The following is a 19,540-nucleotide window of genomic DNA, read 5'->3' on the forward strand; positions in this document are numbered from 1 at the left end:
GTCAAGTGGCTTTTTTATTGTTGCAAAATAATTGCAAACAAGCTTCCGTTAACAGCCATTCCGGGAGCAGGAAGGACTGGAAATATGTTCCGTTATGCCGTGTTACGATGGTCAGTCTTGCCGGCATCGCAGGCGTGCTTCAAATCGAGCATCCTCGCTAAAAAGATAGCCCGCACATGAAACATGCTTCGGCGGGCGAAGTTGAAACGACAGGGGAATTTCAATGCATTCATTAGCGGATCCTGTACACTGCGATCATCATGTAAAAGACTACGCCTATTCTAAGTAATGACATCATTTCGCGGAGCCAAAAGCTGGAGACGATCAAGCGGTCCAATAATTTCGGATCATAACCTTCGTCAAGCTTAGCCTGGATTGGAAGTTGGATGAATACTGTCGATATGAACGCAACCGCCAAAAAACCAAGGCAAGCCCACACGGTCCATACAGGAATCTCCACAGGACGTTTAATAAATAGGATTACGTTCAGGATCAGGCTTACCAGTAGCGAAGGAACTGCGAGCACGGGGATAATTTTTGGGCCTAGTGCTTTACGATATTCAGTCCATTGTTCGGAAGGCCCGATAATTTTCCAGAGAGGGTAATTAACGAAGGACTCCAGGAATCCGGCTCCGGTGCTATAGAAAATTATAAATACAAAAAGAACAAAAATCCAAAGGTCGGATTTAGAAGTCGCGGTGCTCATGAATAGTGAGTTTTAGTTGTTTAACAATGCCGTAAATCTCCCGCGTTCCGGATCGGCAGGCAATAGCACCTAAGTGTCATTTGGGGGCAGGATTGAGGCGGATCGAGCCTCATTTCGCTAATTTCATCCGAGTTATTCATCCTCCTGGTGCGATTTTTCGTATGGATAGATTTCAGGATGAAAGTTTAATACCAACCGTGACGACACAAGGCTATGATCAGTAATACAGCCCGGCGAAACCTTGATCGGTTTCTGGAAAATGAATTGAAACTCGAGGAACGCCTTCCTGGTAATTTGGAGACGGACATGGATGAATTACATTGGAATATCCAATTCACGGAAAAAATGTTCCCAAACTGTATTCTCATGCTGTGTAACGCGCGGCATCGGAATTTTGAGTATATCAGTGCTTCATGCAAGGATATTCTCGGTTACTCTCCGGAGCAGTTCCGGCAGATCGTTCAGGATAATTTTTTATCGGTTATTCATCCCAACGACCTGGAGGCTGTTTCCGTATGCTTTCATCATATCGTTAAAGCTACGGCCGGACTGGATGATCTTACCAAGGCTCGTTTTTGCCTGAACTACCGGCTGAAGCATGCGAATGGAAATTACCTTAATATTCTGGATGAGAAAATCATGATCGAAAGCCGGAGTAAAAAATACATTGGTTTCACATTGCTTAAGGATATCTCATCCACTGCCAGTTTTTCGGTGGTCAAACTGGAGGAATTCAAACAGATAGATAATCATTTTTTGAAAATCGACGAGTTTGTACCGAACCAACGCCGGGAGCTTGTTACTTCCCGCGAGATGGACGTTGTCAATTTGATTCGGGAAGGATTTAACTCCAAAGAAATTGCCGCCCGGTTATCACTAAGTATTCATACTGTTAAGAATCACCGGAGAAAGCTTTTCAAAAAAATGAAGGTTCGGAATAGCATAGAGCTTCTAAAGCAAGCACAATCCATTAAGCTTACATGATAACTACCGATAAGATTTCGTAGAGAGACTTTTTCAGGTGACCGGAAGAAGTTGAGGAATGCGGCAAAATGGGTTTGTTTGTTATTTTTGCACTATGTACCTACCTTCTTTTTGGCAGACGGCTGTCTTGTCTGTTTTTTCACTTTTATACTTCAGCGCTTGTTCGGATGAGAAAACGCAGCGCGAACAATATGAAGATGCTACCAGCGGTTTAACCTTCAGCACCTACAAAACCACGTCGTCTACGATAGTAGGGCCGGCGGTAACGCTGTACAATAGCCAGAAGGAAGACTCTTTGCCTTCGATCGACCCCGCCTACGTGCACCTTTTGCTGGGCTACGGTTGGACGGTATCGGGCAAACACGCCATGGCTTTTGCGGAAGCAGACCTCACCCAGGAGGAGGGTGATACCACGGCGCAGTATCTGGCGCGATCGCTGCGCTCGATCGCGATGTACGAGCAGGGGTGGGACAGCCTTGCGCACGAAGAAGCCGCCCACTCGAAAAAATTATTAAGACCTGACTCCCAGGCTGCATACGAAGTCGCTACCTTTTACGTCATCATGGCGTTGGCCCAGGCCTACGACAAGGACTTTGCCCAGGCCAAGTTCTACTTCGCCGGGTTCGCCAACGAGACGGGTATACACTGGCCGTATAAGCTGACTGATGCCATCGACGACTTTCAACACAACCGCTTACAGGAAGGTCTCATTAAGATGAAGGCCCTTTCGCAAGACCCTGATGTCCCGCCGGTCTTACAACAGGCGCTGGCGGAACAGCTTACCGTGATCGAAGAAAAAGCCGGTGATGTAAACTCATCGCTTTTCTGGCCCAGGCTTATTTCCGCAGTTGTATTGGAACAATTGAAGAAGTCGTCCAATTCGGAGATCGGCAAGGTTGTGCAAATGGCAGAACGTTTGCGCGGAAAGATCGTATAGTATCGTTATGGAAACGCCTCCTAAAGCCTATCTCGTCTTAGACCTCGAAGTAACAGACCCCGCCGGCATGGCGCGCTATCGTGAGCAAGCGCTCCCGCTGGTCGTACAGTACGGAGGCCGCACCATCATTCGTGAATTGAATCCGGTGACCCTGGAAGGTGACTGGAAGCCGAAAGCATTTGTCGTGCACGAGTTTAAGGATCGTGAAGCCGCGCTGCGCTTCTACCACTCCGAAGAGTACGCCCCCCTCAAGGCGCTGCGCAACGCCAGCACGCGCAGCAACGGCGTGCTGGTGGATGGACTGTCCTGAACACGGGAAAACCGATTGTAGCAGGGTGGACACATCTCATCCTTATTTTTAACGAATCAGGATTTCCCTCATGTAAGTAATGGCAATAAGATGCACTTTTGTTCGGGCTAGCCTCTAATAATGAATATTTATGCAGATTCGATCAACTGATCTATTTGTATCAGGTAAACTGATGGAAAATATCATCTCCCTTTTGGTGGATGGGTTGCTTGTTCTCAACGCCGACAATTGTATCGAAATCGGTAATGACATATCCTTAAAAATGCTTGGTTTTTCGACACCGTCAGAAATAAAGGGAAAACATATAACGAGCCTTTATGCATATCCGGGAAACGCGGAGAAAATAATCCGGTTAATGGGAATGAATAGTCATTTGTACAATTGTGAGGATACGTTCATAACACCATACGGGCAAAGTTTTCTCTGCTCGTACTCTTGTTTGCAATTCCGGAATCCGGACGGGGTTACGTTCTCTAAAATTATCCTCCTTCGTGATTTGACCGATAAAATGATTGCTGAACAGAAAATCTCCGTGTACACGAAGCGTCTTAACGCCAGTACGGATCAATTAAAGTATCTTGCATCTCACGAGCTTACGGCTCCTCTACAGGCTATCTATAATCTTATCCTTTGGCTACAGGAAGATACCCGGCCGTCTTTATCCGAAGAAAATATCAATATCCATATCGTGAAAGATCGGGTGACCCGATTCGGGTTCCTGATAAATGATCTCCTGAAATATTCAACGGTAGGGCAATCGGGACTCAATACCAGCGCTGTGGATCTTTATACGATCGTTACGGATGTTACGGAAATGCTCAGTGATTATCTCGTCGGAAGCGGCATGCCATCGTCGAATAGCCACGCTGCGAGGTATTGAGATTCCTATACGCCATCCTTTCTTTCGCGAATCGTTTTCAAACACTTACTGAGGATTATCTCATTTGTGCACTTCTTTACACACCTGCACAACGCACCGCCGCGGCGTGTACCATGATGTTGAATAAGTGTTAACGTTACAACGATGTTATGCGATCATATTCAATGTTTTACGGATTTCCATTCTATAAGTGTTTAAACGACGTTGTGGAATGTCATGTGGTGTGTATCATTTATTAGCTGTTATAATAGAGCAGGCGCAGTAGCGATATAGTGGTGGAATTCAGTCAGCCTTTTTGCGGCGCCTTGCAAAAAGGGTACAGTTTACTTATCTTCAATAGGATGATCTTCAATACGTAGAAAGTGTTGAACGCTTGATCCTGCATCAAGCCGCTTTAGGCCAATAAATTTTTGGATGTTATCTAAACGTTATTATGATTGGTAATCGCGAGAAACGGTTTTTTAGAAAACTTCTTTTGGAAGGATTGGCTGCAGACGCTGCGTTAGAGAAAAATAAAATGCGCGGGGTTGATCATCTGTCTGATTTTTCGGACGGGAACCAGTCTTTTTACCTGCGCTCCATGAATTCGATGGCGATATTGTGCCGTCAGGCTATTCATTGCTGTATATGCTTTTGCTATGCTTTTATTCATAATGTGAGCAGATCAAAAAAGACGTTTTATGCAGCTTGATATATCCCAGCAGAAGGATTTTGAAAGTAAGATCACGGCCATTGCCAGGGAGTTGGCAAGCCTGATCGAAAATGCCAATGTGCCGATCTTTGGCATTGACCGGAACGGATCTATCAATGAGTGGAACAGGGTAATATCAGACCTGTCTGGAATTGCGAAATCTGACCTGCTGGGCAAACGTTGGATCGATCAGCTGGTAGGGATCGAGAACCGGCGACCGACCGAATACATGATTGACTGTGTGCTGCGGGGTGATGCCGTCAGTAATTTTGAATTGCCAATATTCACAAAAAATGACAAAAGAATTGTGCTATTGCTAAGCGCCTTTCCGAGAAGAGATGTCGAAAAAATAATCAACGGAGCCATTTTTGTAGCGCAGGATATTACCGAGCTCATAGAATACCGGCGAAACCTCGAGAAGATGGTGCAAGATCGGACACGTGAGCTGAACCAGGCGTTGCAAAAGGAAAAGGAGCTGGTCAATATGAAGAGTAAGTTCGTCTCCATCGCTTCCCACGAGTTCCGTACACCGTTAACAACGATCACGTTAGCCGCCGAGTTTATCAAGAAATTCAGGCAGGATGTGTCGCCTACGGAAATTGATCAGAAACTTATCCAAATTGAGAAACAAGTTGCCCACATGACGCATTTACTCGATGATGTATTGACGATCGGAAAGATTGAAGGTGAAAAAATACCCGTCCGGTTATGCAGGGTCGATATCCGCGATTTTTTCCGGCGGTTAAGTCAGGAGATTGAACAAAATACAGGTGGAACACATAAGATCAGGCTGGTATATAATCTGCAATTCGATACGATCGAGTCTGATGAGAAGCTGCTGAGAAATATCGTGATCAATACGTTGACAAATGCTATTAAATTTTCTTCGGGTGCGGAATCTATTGATGTCAAGCTCGCTTGTGATATCGAAAAATTTACACTGAGGGTCCGTGATTACGGAATCGGAATTCCGGATGTGGATATGAAGCAGCTTTTCGAACCGTTTTACCGGGGGACCAATGTGAGAACCATTCAAGGTACCGGGTTAGGATTGTCTATAGTAAAGAAGGCGGTGGAATTGCTTCGTGGTTGTGTTGATGTAAAAAGTGAAGTTGGAAAAGGCACTGAGCTCATCGTAACCTTGCCGCGCGTACAAGAATAGCGTTACACTGACACTATTGGAATCAAACACGGTTATGGGCCGCACAGCTATAAATTCCACGTGAAATACTTTGCATGCGACGTGGTATTATGGAGGAATGATTTTTTAAGGCAATCCGTTCTGTTAATGCAAAAAAGGATAAAAGTCGTAATTGTCGATGATCATGGTCTCTTACGACATGGTTTATTATCGCTGTTGAACGCAGCCCCGGATATTGAAGTGCTCGCGAGTATCAGCAGCGGAGAAGAGGCGATCAATCTGCCGGATTTATTGCAGCCGGATGTTTACCTCATGGATATCGTCATGAAAGGAATGAGCGGTATAGAAGCGACGCGCTGGATCAAGGAGCAAAACCCGAACGCGAAGGTCATTCTGATATCCAGCGAAGTTAATAAGGATTTCATTACAGCGGGTGTGGAGTCGGGTATAGACGGATATTTGCCGAAGGATGTCGATCAGGAGCATCTGCTTCATTCGATACGGACCGTTTTTAACGGGGGCAGATATTTTAGCCAGGAGGTTATGTCGCTTGTTTTTGAGGACTTCTACCTGAAAAAGACCGAAGGTAAGGGCCTTCCTACCAAAAAATCGAAAGAGCTTACCCGACGGGAGAATGAAGTCCTCGTATTGATCGCGAGCGGAAAGAGTCTGAAACAAATCGCGGATGAACTTTTCATCAGCATAAAAACGGTGGAGACACATAAGCTTCATATACAGGAAAAGATGGGGTTCTCGAATACGGCTCAACTGACGAAGTACGCGATCGATCATAAGCTTATTTAAGCGTCATTCACGCCACGCTCCGATCGTTAGGTTTTTGTGTTCTTTCAACACGTTTTAATGTGCGCCGCGTATAAAACGTCGTGAATACGCGCTTTGTGTTGTAAACTGTCAAAGTTTATAGTTTTTAAGTTTTTCCGCCGATTGGATTAGTCATTCCTGATATTTCGCAAATCAGTTTTCTCCTGATTTGTGCGATTCCTCAATTGAGGACCTTTGTGGAACACCGAAACACTTACCCATGATTCCAGATGAAATTTCCGGATCTTCCGTGTCCAGAAACCTTTTTATTGACTTTGATCTGTACACTGACGGCGATGAAGAGTTTAAAAAAGAGCTGATCGATTCGATGATCGACAATCTTGTAGAAATGCAACAGGTGTTGCAAGAGGCATCGCGTCGTAATGACACGAAATTTTTTCAGGAAGTATGTCATAAGATCAAGCCTACGCTGGAGATGCTGGCGGACGTTGAGCTTCTCGACACTGTGGGGAAGTTGAAAACTGCTGTTACCGACCCCGCAAGCGGTGCTCAATTGAATAGAATATGCAAAGGCATCGTTCAAAGTCTCAAACAAGCATAGCCGTAGCCGCCCTTAAAACATTTGTACAGAGGACGACAGTATTTGTATATATATGGAAGATGAGGTACTCGATAAAATTGATATTTTTCTTACCGTTGACAGACAAACAATCAATAGTTATTTCAATGTCCATGATCCCGCTCCAATTTATAAGCGTCAGTTAAGTCATCAGTTGGAGGAGTATATCAAAACGTGTGTAATTCCGGCAAAACGCTATACGGCCATATTTTACAAGTTTACGTGCACCAGCGAAGTTGACAAGCAGTTTGCGATGCCCCTGATGTATGCCATCCGGCGGCACTATCTGCAAAAGAAAAAACTGCGGGAGAAGGAGTTCAATAAATTCAAAAGCCGCAGCTGGTTGCTGCTTTTCATCAGCCTGGTGGTCGTGCTTATATGCCAGGGGCTCGTACCGCTTGTGTTGGATGCGGAGAACCATTTTCATACGGCTTTTGGTAATAGCCTGGATATTTTTAGCTGGGTGCTTTTATGGCGTCCGATCGATGTGCTTTTGTTCTATTGGAACCCACACCTGAAGGATATTTTGCTTTTGAACAAACTATCCACATCCGAGCTAATAATCATTGAAAATGAAAAATAAAGTGTTGCTTGTGGCCGCTTTAATTTTTTCGCAATTGATACACTCATTTGCCCAGACCGGGCTTGAGCAATATTATTATTGGAAGGACAAGAACACAACGACCTTTATGCCCGTTATCCATTTTCAGAATGCGAAAAACTGGTACGCCGAGGCACGCTTTAATTACGAGGAGATCAATACGTACTCGCTCAATGTCGGGCGCACGTTTGAGCGGGAGAATAAACTCGGTTCGTACACCCTTACGCCGATCGTGGGTGTGGTGTCGGGGGAGCTGAAAGGGGGTACGTTGGGCTTTCTCACGACGGGTGAATTCCGGGAGTGGTTTTTTTCTTCCCAATCTCAATGCACGCTATCGAGCCAAACCCGTGATGCGAGCTTTCTGTTTTGCTGGGCGGAGCTGGGGTATATGCCTGTACGTTGGTTCTATTTCGGATCCAGCTTGCAGCTTACACGGTTCACGCATCATGGCGATACCGTAGCGGACCCCGGTGCGTTTATCGGCTTTGAATCCGGAAATTGGACATTTCCTATTTACGGCTTCAATCTTCAGAATGCAGGACGGTATTTTCTGGTAGGTGTCAATTTTACAATAGAACGAAAAAAAACAGGCGATTTGTGATGGCGGTGTATACTTTCCCAACGGCAATGGAGGCGTTTATGGTGTTACCGCTGTGGGCGAAAGTGACGACCATAATCGTGGTGGTGTTTTCCGTTTTATTGTATTTCTGGAGAAGGATAAAACTGCTGACCCATGAGAAAATGGAACTGCAGCGCTTCGTCGTGGAAAAGAACGAGCTTTGGACCTATGCTGTTGAACGGGAGAAAAAGGCGCTCGAAAAAGCGTCGGAGATCGACGCCGCAAAGAAGAAGTTGCTTTCGACGATAAATCACCAGATCCGGACGCCTATGAACGGCGTTATCGGGATGGTGACATTGCTTTCAGAGACGCCACTTACATCCGAACAGGTCGAGTATAACGAGACGATCCGAAGCTGTAGTGAAAATCTCCTAACGGTCATCAACGATATCCTGTTGAGCGACGTGCTGGCATATTCGAAGGTCGAGTCTAACTCGGATGAGTTTTCCAACAGGGATTTTAATCTTCGGAATGCCATCGAGGAGGTCTTCGATGTATTTGCCAGTCAGGCCGCGCAGAAGGATGTGGAACTGATCTATCACCTGGACAATAAGATTCCCGCGCATGTGGTAGGGGATGACGGGCGGTTAAGGCAGGTACTCATGAATCTGCTGGAGAATTCCATTAAATTCACCGATCGCGGTGAAATATATATCAAAGTGTGGACTCGGAACAAAGAGGCCGAGATACTGGACCTTGGCTTTGAAGTTCGTGATTCCGGAATCGGCATTCCTCCCAACGAGGTTAAATTCTTAATGCATTCCATTTCGCAAGCCGGCGCACAACGAACCGGCGTCGGGCTGTTCCTCTGCAACCGGCTGGTCAACATCATGGGTGGCTCGTTGTCAATCGACAGCCGGGTCAACGAGGGGACTGTGGTCCGGTTCAATATCCTGGTGAGTAGCAGTATGGAGCCTCAGCGAGCGCATGTAGAGATGATGGGTGTGGAGGGCAAAAAGGTATTGATCGTAGAAGATAACCGGCCGCTGAGAAACGTTCTTGAGCAGGAATTATTAAACTGGAAGCTTGTTCCGGTGCTGGCGGAATCCGGTGCGCAGGCGCTGGAGATCTTATCGGAGAAGCGCGGGATCGATCTGGTGCTGGCCGAAATGCAAATGCCCGAAATGGATGGTATGCAGTTGTCGCAAGCCATCAAGACGCTTTACCCGGCCATGCCCATTATCCTGATCAGTGCCGTAAATGATGAAGGCAGCAAGCAGCATCCGGAGATCCTGAGCTCCCTGGTACCGAAGCCGATTCGTCACAATATTCTCGCCCAGCACCTTCTTACCGGGCTCATTCATGAAAGCCAGATCGCCGGTATAGAGAAGGCGATCGTAAAACAGAAATTATCCAGTGACTTTGCTGTAAAATATCCGCTGACCATACTCATCGCCGAAGACAACGTGGTGAACCAGAAACTGGCGCTTCGGGTACTTGGAAAACTCGGTTATAAACCCCATACGGTCATGAACGGCAAGGAGGTATTGGAGGAAGTGACCCGTGTGGAGTACGATGTCATCCTGATGGATATCCAGATGCCCGAGATGGATGGGCTGGAAGCGACACGCATGATCCGGCTGTGCCTCGCCAATCAGCCGATCATTATCGCGATGACGGCGAATGCCATGCAGGGCGATCGCGAAGAGTGTATCAATGCGGGAATGGACGACTATATCAGTAAACCCGTGAACATCGAGGAACTGGTTATTATATTGGAAAAATGGGCGCTCCAGGTAAAGGCAAAAAAATGATGAAGTTCAGTATTCTTTTCTTTGTTATGGTGTTGCTGTTTTCCGGAACGGGCATGGCACAGGTCAGTAGCATGAGGTTCGAAAACCTGTCTGTGGGCGAAGGGTTGTCGCAAGGCAATGTCAATGCCCTGGAGCAGGACAAGTTCGGTTTTATCTGGATCGGTACGGAGGACGGCCTGAACATGTATGACGGCTATACCTTCAGGGTCTTTCGAAAGAATATTCGGGATACTTCCAGCATCAGTGACAACTGCATCAACTCTATCGTGAGCGACGGCAATAACTTGTGGATTGGTACCAACAGGGGATTGAATTTTTACGACCGGGAGAAAGATCGGTTTCACCGGTATTTGTCTAACAAGAATGACCCCGGGTCGCTCAGTGACGATATGGTGAAGTTTGTTTTTCTGGATTCCGAAAATAATCTATGGGTTGGCACCGAAAATGGCCTTAACTTATACGATCCAAAAGCGAAAAAATTCAGGCGTTTTTTTCATAGGTCGGGCGACGACCGGTCGTTGGTTCACAACTCTGTAAAGGCAATCGTAGAAGACGACCAGAATCAACTATGGGTTGGAACGGCCGGCGGGCTCAGCTTGTTGAACCGCGACCGGAAGACATTTACGAATTTTTTAAGTCGCCAGGGCGACCCTACCACCCTCAGCAGCAATGCCATATCATGTTTGTTTATAGACAAGAAGCAAAGTTTATGGGTCGGTACGATGGATCAGGGGCTCAATAAAAAAAAGTCGTTCGAGCACACTTTCTCCCGGTATATGCACGATGATGCCGATCCTGCCAGCATATCCAACAACTATATATACCATATCGCTCAGGATGCCGCCGGAACTTTATGGGTTGGTACTGACGGTGGACTGATAGGAATGAATCATCTGGACGAGTCTTTTGCGCTATATGATCATAATCCACGGGCCCGGGGAGGTGTCAGCAACAATACAATCTCTACGGTGATGGTAGACGTGAACGATCGCCTGTGGTTGGGAACGCGCTATGCCGGGGTGAACGTCTATGATAAAAACCGGTATTCCTTCCATAATTACAGGTTCAACCCTGCTGGTGTCAATAGTATCGGGAGTAACGTCGTGTCTCATTTCGAGGAGGATAAGAACGGTAATTTTTGGGTTGCCACGGATGGCGGCGGGCTTAGTTATCTCGACAGGAAAACGAACAAGTTTACTTCGTACGGGGATATATTTTCCAATAAAAAGATACTTGCCATCGAGAAGGATGGCGACCGCGGAATATGGCTGGGTATGTGGCGTGGCGGATTGAATTATTATGACCGGGTTACAAAAAAGATAAAGAAATACCGTCATCATCCATCGAAAGGCAACTCGTTAAGTGACGATAATGTATTTTATATTTACCGGATGCGCAACGGCGACATCTGGGTGGGTACATGGGGCAACGGGATCAGCAAGTATAACCGCGCGACAGACGATTTTACACGGATTGTAAACGATCCTGACAATGTCAATTCAGTAGCCAACTCGGGAGTAGACTTTCTTTTAGAAGATTCGGACGGGCGTGTATGGATCGGGACGGAACTGAACGGGGTGGACCGCTATGATCCGGCAACGAATACCTTCAAGCATTTCAGAGCTGGCCCCGAAGAGGGAGCTTTAAGCAATAATTTCGTGTCGGCTATTTTCGAGGACTCACATAAGAGGATCTGGATAGGGACGTACGGTGGATTAAATCTTTTTAACCCGGAGACCGAAACGTTCACGTCATATCATACACAGGACGGCATGCCGAACGACGCCGTCGTGGGGATCCAGGAGGATGGGTCTGGAAAATTGTGGATCAGCACGAACTTCGGCATTACGTGTTTCGATCCGGTTGATAGTAATTTTAAAAATTACACGGTTCATGACGGTCTTCCGGGAAGTCAGTTTAACCGGTGGGCGTCGGCGAAGCTGTCGACGGGCGAGTTGCTTTTTGGTGGAACCGAGGGCTTTACGCTGTTTCATCCGGACAGCATGACGGTGAATACGGTAGAGCCGCCGGTGTACATTACCGAGTTCAGGGTCTTGAACAGACCGGTGATGATCGGTGAGAACGAGATTCTGAAAAGAAATATACTATTGACGTCGGAGATCGAGTTGAGTTATCTCGATAATATTATATCGTTCGAGTTTGCTGCGTTGAATTATCTTCAAGTCGACAAGAACCGTTACCGGTATAAAATGGAGGGATTCCAGGACGAATGGGTCGAAGCGGGAAACGAGCGAAAAGCGACCTATACGAATCTGGCACCGGGGAAGTACCGCTTTCGGGTGATCGCCGCAAGCAACAGCGGTGTCTGGAACGAGAAAGGGGCATCGATTGATGTGATCATCACGCCGCCCTACTGGCGTACGTGGTGGTTCCGGACCATCCTGGCACTGGTTGTCTTAGGCGGGATCGCCTGGTTCGTGATGGCCCGAAACCACCATGCGGCAAAATTGAAAGCGACGCTGGAACGGAAGATCCAAAAAAGCACGGAAGAGATCATGGGGCAGAAGGAGGCGTTGGTCGCCCAGACGGAGGATATGCAAACGCTGAACGAGCAACTACAGGGGCAGACGATATTCCTGCAACAGATCAACAACGAGCTTGAAAAGCAGCGGGAGGAGGCGGAAAATGCACGGCGCGAGGCGGAGAAGGCGAACCAGGCAAAGAGTATCTTCCTGGCCACCATGAGCCATGAAATCAGAACGCCCATGAACGGTGTGCTGGGCATGGCATCGTTGCTGGCGGAGACGCCCCTTACCGTGGAGCAAAAGGAATACACCGATACGATACGGGGTAGTGGCGAGGCGTTGCTCAGGGTTATCAACGACATCCTTGATTTTTCCAAAATAGAATCCGGCAATCTCGAGCTTGATACGCACACGTTCGATTTACGACAATGTGTGGAAGAGGTGATGGACGTGTTTGCGACAAAGGCGGCGCAAAAGGGACTTGATCTCGTGTATCAGATCGATTACCAGATCCCGGCACAAATTATAAGCGATAGTCACAGGCTTCGGCAGATATTGCTCAACCTGATCGGCAATGCCATGAAATTCACCGAACGGGGTGAGATCTTTGTCAGCATTGAATTGTTGAAGATAGACCGTGATCAGATCGAGCTTGCCTTCCACGTAAAAGACACGGGGATCGGCGTGCCGCAGGATAAGCTTTCGCGATTGTTCAAGGCTTTTTCGCAGGTGGATTCTTCCACCACGCGCAAGTACGGCGGCACCGGGCTGGGGCTTGTGATCAGCCAGCGATTAGTGGAATTGATGGGAGGTTCCATTACTGTAGAGAGCGAAATGGGCGTCGGAACGTCTTTTGTATTTACCATAAAGGGCATGGTGAGCCAGGAGTCTATCCGTCAATATGTACATACGAACATCACGGGTAACGAAGGAAAGAAAGTGCTGGTGGTCGACGACAACAAAACCAATCTTAACATCCTGAAAAACCAGCTCGAGCAATGGAAGCTGGTGCCCATGCTGGCTTCTTCCGGCGCCGAGGCGTTGCAGATCCTGGAAAGTGGCGACAAGTTCGATCTTGTCATTACCGATATGCAGATGCCCGATATGGACGGCGTGCAATTCACCAACGCAGTCAAAGCCAACCATGCTCAGTTGCCGGTGGTGTTGCTCAGCTCTATCGGTGACGAAAGCAAAAAGAATCATCCCGACTTATTCGCAGCAGTTCTCAACAAGCCGGTGAAGCAGCAGCAATTCAGCCGCGTGCTCCATTCGGTCCTTCGCACTGGCAACGAGGGTGTGCTGGTGGAAGATAAAAAATCCAAACAAGTGCTTTCCACGGACTTCGCGGAAAAATACCCGCTGCGGATCCTGGTGGCGGAAGACAATCCGGTAAATCAGAAATTGACAACGCGGGTGCTGAACAAGCTTGGCTATATGGATATTGTCATTGCTCCCAATGGCCTGGAGGCGGTCGAGCGATTTGACGAGCAGTTTTATGACGTTATTTTAATGGACGTGCAAATGCCGGAAATGGACGGATTGGAAGCGACACGACTGATCCGGGCGAAGCACTACCATCAACCGTATATCATCTCGATGACCGCCAATGCCATGCAGGGCGATCGGGAGATCTGCATGCAGGCCGGCATGGATGACTATGTCAGCAAGCCCATTAAGCTGGAGTCTGTCATTGTTGCCCTCGAAAAGGGCTATGATTTTATACACCGGAAAATTGAAGAGCAGGATGACAGCTCGTGGCGTTTGCGTTCGCCAGACTAAGAGCGTTTGTTGTGACAACGATTATCATACAGGTGGCTCAAACACCTTTCTATAACGGCGCCGTAAAATGTTTCATGTCAAAGATAACCTGGTGTATATTTTACAGTATACCAGGCGCGCCTGATTTTTTCCGAGTCAGTTTTTTGCTGATTTTTTTTGTGACGTGTTTCCTCATCTTTGTACAAAGCCTTCTGGCAAAAGTTACGACATATGAAGAGGATTTTAATCGTGTTGATCACGCTCTTGATGATCAACTTTTCTCGCGCACAAAATATAGGTATCAATGCAACGGGAGCGGCGCCGGACGCGTCGGCCATTCTTGACGTTGCCTCTACCAGTAAAGGTCTTCTGGCTCCTCGCGTGGCGCTGACAGCTACCAATGCCGCCGGCCCCATCACGTCACCCGCCACCAGCTTATTAGTGTACAACACGGCAACCGCGGGCAGCTCGCCGAACAACGTGGTGCCCGGATACTATTACTGGAACGGTGCAGCGTGGGCCGTTTTTTCAACGACGAGTAATACGGCGTGGACGCTGACCGGGAATTCGGGGTTAAACCCAGCTACCCACTTTATCGGAACAACCGACGATAAGGCGCTTATCTTTAAATCATTTAACAACCCCTTCCTGGAATTTGGGCGGCGGGGGACGCTGGGATTAACGCAGGCATATCCGGACTATACGGATGCAACCGAGAAAGTAACTTACGTGCGGTCAGCCCTGCAGTTCGAAGCTCCCGCGGCTAACTTCTATAAACCTAAAATGTTCACGGACACCGATGGAAATTTCAGGGTCAAGGGAAGCTCTGCCGGCACGGATTTCTTTGAGTTCGGATCTACCGGAAGCAGCAACGACGGAGGTTTTGAATTCATCATTGGCGACGACGGCGACGAGCCGATGGTATTTAAAAGCTATCACGCAGTCAACGGAATGTCGGAGATCATGCGTCTGCAGAGTGGACGAATGGCGGTGGGATCCAACTCTTTTAATGCCACGAATCCCGAGAAACTGTTGATCGATGCCGGCGCCACGACGTCTTATAACCTGATGACAGGGAAGGGCAGCATTGACAATTACCTTCAGATCAATGTTCAGAATAGTTCTGCCACCGGCAGTGCCAGCTCGGATGTCGTTGCCACCTCCAATAATGGAAATGAGTCGATCAACTACATCGACATGGGCATTAACTCGGGCTCCTATACCAACACCAGTCTTCCGGTCCTGGGCGGCGCCAACACGGCCTATCTTTATACTACCGGAAATGACTTTGTGATCGGTAACGGCACCGCGACAAAGCCTATTCGGTTTTTTACCGGTGGGTTTGCCAATACGAACGAACGCATGCGGATCAGCGGTACGGGCGATGTCGCCATTGGTTCGACCACCTTTAACGCGACCAATCCGGAGGCATTCTTAGTGGATGCCGGTACTACGACCTCGGTCAATGCTATTGTTGGGAGAGGAAGTATCAATAGCTACCTGCAACTTAATATTCAGAACCTTTCCAGTGGGACCAGCTCTTCGTCCGATGTCGTGGCGACTGCAGACAATGGCAGTGAAACGACCAACTACATCGATATGGGGATCAATGGCAGTACGAATGCGAGTGGCGTCATGGGAGGTCCCAACGACGCATACCTTTATAATATCGGGCAGGATCTGCTGATCGGCACGGGTACGGCGGCTAAATCGTTGCTGTTTTTGACGGGTGGCACGTCTGATGTTACCAACGAAAGAATGCGGATCAGTGGCACGGGCAATGTGGGCATTGGTACGAATAGCCCCAACTCGACGCTGGAGGTCAATGGGTCCATGGCGCAGGCAATAACAGCCACCAGCTCGAATATTACGCTAAATGCAACACACGCTACGGTTATTTTAAACAACGGCGGTACGCCGGCTGTGACATTGCCCGCCGCTGCTGCCAGCAATGCACGGAGGACCTATATAATCGTGAACCAAACCAGTGGTGCCAGAACGATCAGCAGTTATCGGGATTTCGCGAACGCGGCTGCGACAACCATCGCTGCCAACAGCAGTATCACGATCCAGTCGGACGGAAGTAACTGGTACCGTGTACATTGATCGGCAGAAGGGTATAGTGCATCAATACTGAAATATGATCAAATTTTATCTTGCGGGTGGCAGATCTTTACTTCTGGGTGTGTGTATAACCCTGGCAAATATCAGCGCATTCTCCCAGGCGCGCTTACTGTTAGACAACGGAGCTATTATTAACATCACGCAGGGGGCTTATGTAGTGGTTGATAATTCTGCGGCAAACGCCATCACCCGGACCAGCGGTTATATTAAGATGGAGGCTAATACATCGAGCCGGCTCAAGTGGAATATCGGCACGAACACCAGTGCGCACGTGTTTCCGTTTGTTACTGCCGCTTCCGTATATATTCCGTTTACATTACAAGTCACGGCAGGTGACATCGGAAACGTATCGGTTTCTACGTTTCCCACCGCGGCCAATAATACACCTTATCCCACCGGCGTAACGCATGTCGAAATGCTGGGGGTGGATAACAGCGCGAACGTAGTGGACCGGTTCTGGCAAATAGACAAAGACGGCCCGAGCGGAACGGCCACGTTAACATTCCAGGCAACCCCGGCGGAAGTAGGCTCTATTACGACGCTGCGCGCGCAACGGTGGAATAGCGGAACCAGTAATTGGGATCAGCCGATCGCCGGTCAGACCAGCGGCGCTTACAGCGTAACCGTTCCGGGCGTAACAACTTTTTCCCCCTGGACCCTCTCGGGCAACAATATGCCGCTTCCGGTTGAATTGGTAAGTTTTACGGCAAAGGCCATCGAGAAACGTGTCGAGCTTCAATGGATCACCGCTTCGGAGAAGAACAATGATTATTTTACCATTCAGCGAAGTAAAAATGGTACAAATTTTTTCGATATCGCAACCGTGGCAGCGGGCCCGGCAGGCAGCAGTGTGCAGGAGTACACTTATACAGATTTCGATGCGCTTCCAGGCAAATCGTATTATAGATTAAAGCAAACCGACCTGGACGGCACCGAGGAGTATTTAGATATCAAGATGGTGCGGATCGAGGAGTTCTATCGGGGGTTAACAGCTTATCCAAATCCGGTAAAAGGAGGTACGTTATCCATAGACTTCGGAACCGAACTTGAAGACGATACCTCTGTTGCAATTTCCGACTTGTTAGGGAAAGTTGTGTTTAGTTCCACAGTAGCAGCCGGGACACGTTTTTACTCCATCGATCTGAGCCGTTCACCGGCTGGAGCATATCTCCTAAAGACGTTTAATGCCCAGTCCAGCGTTCAACAGATAATTGTGTTGGAGTAACCAATTGTAAGTGTTATTTGTTCACTTATACACCGGTACTATACGTACCTGATTTTTTAATGTCAGCTTTTCCCTGATTTATCAGACGTGAACGATTCGGACCTTAGGTGTAATAACTATCAATCCTAATACGTGAAAATCGCCATCATGAAAAGTCAAATTTTTCTTCTGGGTTTATTGATATGTGCGCTTGCGGCGCAGGTAGAGGCACAGGTTAAAATAGGTGATAATCCCGCAACCATTGATCCCAACTCGCTTCTTGAGCTGGAAAGTACGAATAAAGGATTTTTGCCACCACGGGTGGCGTTGACGAGTTTAAGCTCGGTGGCGCCATTGACCGGAGCAGTTCCAACCGGGATGCTGGTGTACAGCAGCGGTGGCGTGGTAGCAGATGGATATTACTATTGGAATGCGACACAATGGGTCCCTTTTATTTATCAGGGGGAAGCCAGCGTGACGACAAAAACGGCCACGGGCGCGCTCGCAAAGAGCGAAACGTTCGTCATCGCCAGCAACGATATTACACTCACGTTGCCAGCTATTACGGGGGCGGACGATGGGCTGTCGATGACGATTAAGAATGTGGGAACACATACCGACCAGGTTGACGTGGTGCCAAGCGGTTCTTCCACCATTGACGGGACGACGGTCTCTAAACATTTCCGGTGGGTTGCAAAAACCTATGTGGCATCGGGTGGGGATTGGCTGATCAAAGTAAACGAGGGAAAAGCCGACAACATCTTCGAGGTATCCGAAACGGGCAGCTGGACGACGATCGCGGAAGTGATCGAGTTCCTCGATCTGCACATGGTAGAACCTTCCGTGGTGCGATTGGTCGGCGGTGAATATCCCGTGGCAGCGACGCAGACGATCGATTTGCCGTTTCCCCTCACGATCCAGGGAAGTACGTATGGCGCCGCAACGATTACGGCCGGAGGCGCCTCGGGTACGCTGTTTGACTGTATGACCGAAACCTATTTTAAAATGCTGGCGTTCGATGCCGCTGGTGCTTCGGGTGTCGATGCTATACATCTAAACAGTAATAACGAATATTATGAAATAAAAGACTGTACCATCGATGGGTTTGATAAAGGCATAGTAGCGCTGAGTAACGTGGAAATGTGGGTCTTTGAGCTTGATATTTTGAATGCCACCTCGGCGGGTATAGAAATAGTCTCCGGGGGATTGAGTGGGGTTTCGCTTAAGATTTCGGAAACGGATTTTCTCAACTGTGAAAAAGGGATCAACCTCCTGTCGGGCACAAATCCGGTGGTGTCCATCCTGAACTGCGGCTTCTATAACGATACTGCCGGGCAGATCGGGATAAACTACGTCCCGGCCACGTTTACATCGCTCTCGCGTGTGTTTGTTACCAATAACAGCTGGAACAATACCGGTACGTTTATGGAGGGGTTCGATTTTACGCTCGCCTCGGGAAGGGATGCCAATACCTTTATCAAAAACAATTCGGGCGGGCAAGACAGAAATCCGAATAGTCGTATCAACGTAGCCAACAATTCTGCAACCACCAGCATTACGACGGCGGGAACATGGTATAAAGCCAACTGGACCGCCGGTACGCAGACTTCTATCACTACGAAATGGACTATCAGCACCAACAGGATCACCTATCAGCCGGTGAACAGAGCCGACGGCTGGGCCGTTATTACGGGTAATTTACAAGTGCCCAGTAACAACCGGACGATCTCCATTGCCATCGTTAAAAACGGTGTTACGACCACACGATTTGGTGAAACCGATCTTCGTCTGACGACGGCAGGCGACCCGTACCAGTTCGCCACGACAATCTACCTGACGGGTATCGGGCCGGGCGATTATTTTGAGATCTATTGTACGTCGTCAGTGTCGGGCGAAACAGTGACCTTCCGGGACGTTCAGTGGTTTACGGAAACCAAATAAGC

At 48.1% G+C, this 19,540-nt stretch carries 15 protein-coding genes; 14 read left to right on the forward strand and 1 reads right to left on the reverse strand.

Features of this window, described 5'->3' with window-relative positions:
* Positions 1–232: 232 nt before the first annotated feature.
* The gene (locus tag KK078_RS25200) at positions 233–706 is read right to left on the reverse strand and encodes a hypothetical protein (protein ID WP_254093106.1); all 474 of its coding nucleotides are present in this window, start codon (positions 704–706) and stop codon (positions 233–235) included.
* Positions 707–919: 213 nt separating this feature from the next.
* On the opposite strand from KK078_RS25200, the gene KK078_RS25205 reads away from it, so the two are divergent.
* The 14 genes from KK078_RS25205 (at position 920) to KK078_RS25270 (ending at position 19,538) form a co-directional block, all read left to right on the forward strand.
* Complete coding sequence (locus KK078_RS25205; RefSeq protein WP_254093107.1) at positions 920–1,690, forward strand: LuxR C-terminal-related transcriptional regulator; 771 nt, start codon at positions 920–922, stop codon at positions 1,688–1,690.
* A 94-nt stretch (positions 1,691–1,784) separates the two neighbouring features.
* Positions 1,785–2,627 carry a hypothetical protein gene (locus KK078_RS25210; RefSeq protein ID WP_254093108.1) on the forward strand — a complete coding sequence of 281 codons (843 nt, stop codon included), beginning with the start codon at positions 1,785–1,787 and terminating at the stop codon, positions 2,625–2,627.
* 7 nt (positions 2,628–2,634) lie between these two features.
* The gene (locus KK078_RS25215) at positions 2,635–2,937 is read left to right on the forward strand and encodes a DUF1330 domain-containing protein (RefSeq protein ID WP_254093109.1); all 303 of its coding nucleotides are present in this window, start codon (positions 2,635–2,637) and stop codon (positions 2,935–2,937) included.
* A gap of 172 nt (positions 2,938–3,109) precedes the next feature.
* Entirely contained in the window at positions 3,110–3,817 is a 708-nt protein-coding gene (locus tag KK078_RS25220; RefSeq protein WP_254093110.1) for a PAS domain-containing protein, read from the forward strand.
* A 680-nt stretch (positions 3,818–4,497) separates the two neighbouring features.
* Complete coding sequence (locus KK078_RS25225) at positions 4,498–5,670, forward strand: PAS domain-containing sensor histidine kinase (protein WP_254093111.1); 1,173 nt, start codon at positions 4,498–4,500, stop codon at positions 5,668–5,670.
* A gap of 126 nt (positions 5,671–5,796) precedes the next feature.
* Positions 5,797–6,453, forward strand: coding sequence for a response regulator transcription factor (locus KK078_RS25230; RefSeq protein WP_254093112.1), 657 nt, complete (start codon positions 5,797–5,799; stop codon positions 6,451–6,453).
* A 238-nt stretch (positions 6,454–6,691) separates the two neighbouring features.
* On the forward strand, positions 6,692–7,033 hold the full coding sequence (locus KK078_RS25235) for a hypothetical protein (RefSeq protein WP_254093113.1): 342 nt from the start codon (positions 6,692–6,694) through the stop codon (positions 7,031–7,033).
* Positions 7,034–7,085: 52 nt separating this feature from the next.
* Complete coding sequence (locus KK078_RS25240) at positions 7,086–7,634, forward strand: hypothetical protein (protein WP_254093114.1); 549 nt, start codon at positions 7,086–7,088, stop codon at positions 7,632–7,634.
* Between the two features lie 34 nt (positions 7,635–7,668).
* The gene (locus KK078_RS25245) at positions 7,669–8,253 is read left to right on the forward strand and encodes a hypothetical protein (RefSeq protein WP_254093115.1); all 585 of its coding nucleotides are present in this window, start codon (positions 7,669–7,671) and stop codon (positions 8,251–8,253) included.
* Positions 8,253–10,025: a response regulator gene (locus KK078_RS25250; RefSeq protein ID WP_254093116.1), complete on the forward strand. Its 1,773-nt coding sequence runs from the start codon at positions 8,253–8,255 to the stop codon at positions 10,023–10,025. Before KK078_RS25245 ends, KK078_RS25250 begins: the two co-directional genes overlap by 1 nt.
* Positions 10,022–14,290: a hybrid sensor histidine kinase/response regulator gene (locus KK078_RS25255; RefSeq protein ID WP_254093117.1), complete on the forward strand. Its 4,269-nt coding sequence runs from the start codon at positions 10,022–10,024 to the stop codon at positions 14,288–14,290. The genes KK078_RS25250 and KK078_RS25255 overlap by 4 nt, the downstream gene beginning before the upstream one ends.
* 210 nt (positions 14,291–14,500) lie before the next feature.
* Complete coding sequence (locus KK078_RS25260; protein WP_254093118.1) at positions 14,501–16,375, forward strand: hypothetical protein; 1,875 nt, start codon at positions 14,501–14,503, stop codon at positions 16,373–16,375.
* Between the two features lie 34 nt (positions 16,376–16,409).
* Entirely contained in the window at positions 16,410–17,618 is a 1,209-nt protein-coding gene (locus KK078_RS25265; protein WP_254093119.1) for a T9SS type A sorting domain-containing protein, read from the forward strand.
* A gap of 147 nt (positions 17,619–17,765) precedes the next feature.
* The gene (locus KK078_RS25270; protein WP_254093120.1) at positions 17,766–19,538 is read left to right on the forward strand and encodes a hypothetical protein; all 1,773 of its coding nucleotides are present in this window, start codon (positions 17,766–17,768) and stop codon (positions 19,536–19,538) included.
* Positions 19,539–19,540: the final 2 nt, after the last annotated feature.

Source organism: Dawidia soli (genome assembly GCF_018598185.1).
Taxonomy (GTDB): domain Bacteria; phylum Bacteroidota; class Bacteroidia; order Cytophagales; family Cyclobacteriaceae; genus Ohtaekwangia; species Ohtaekwangia soli.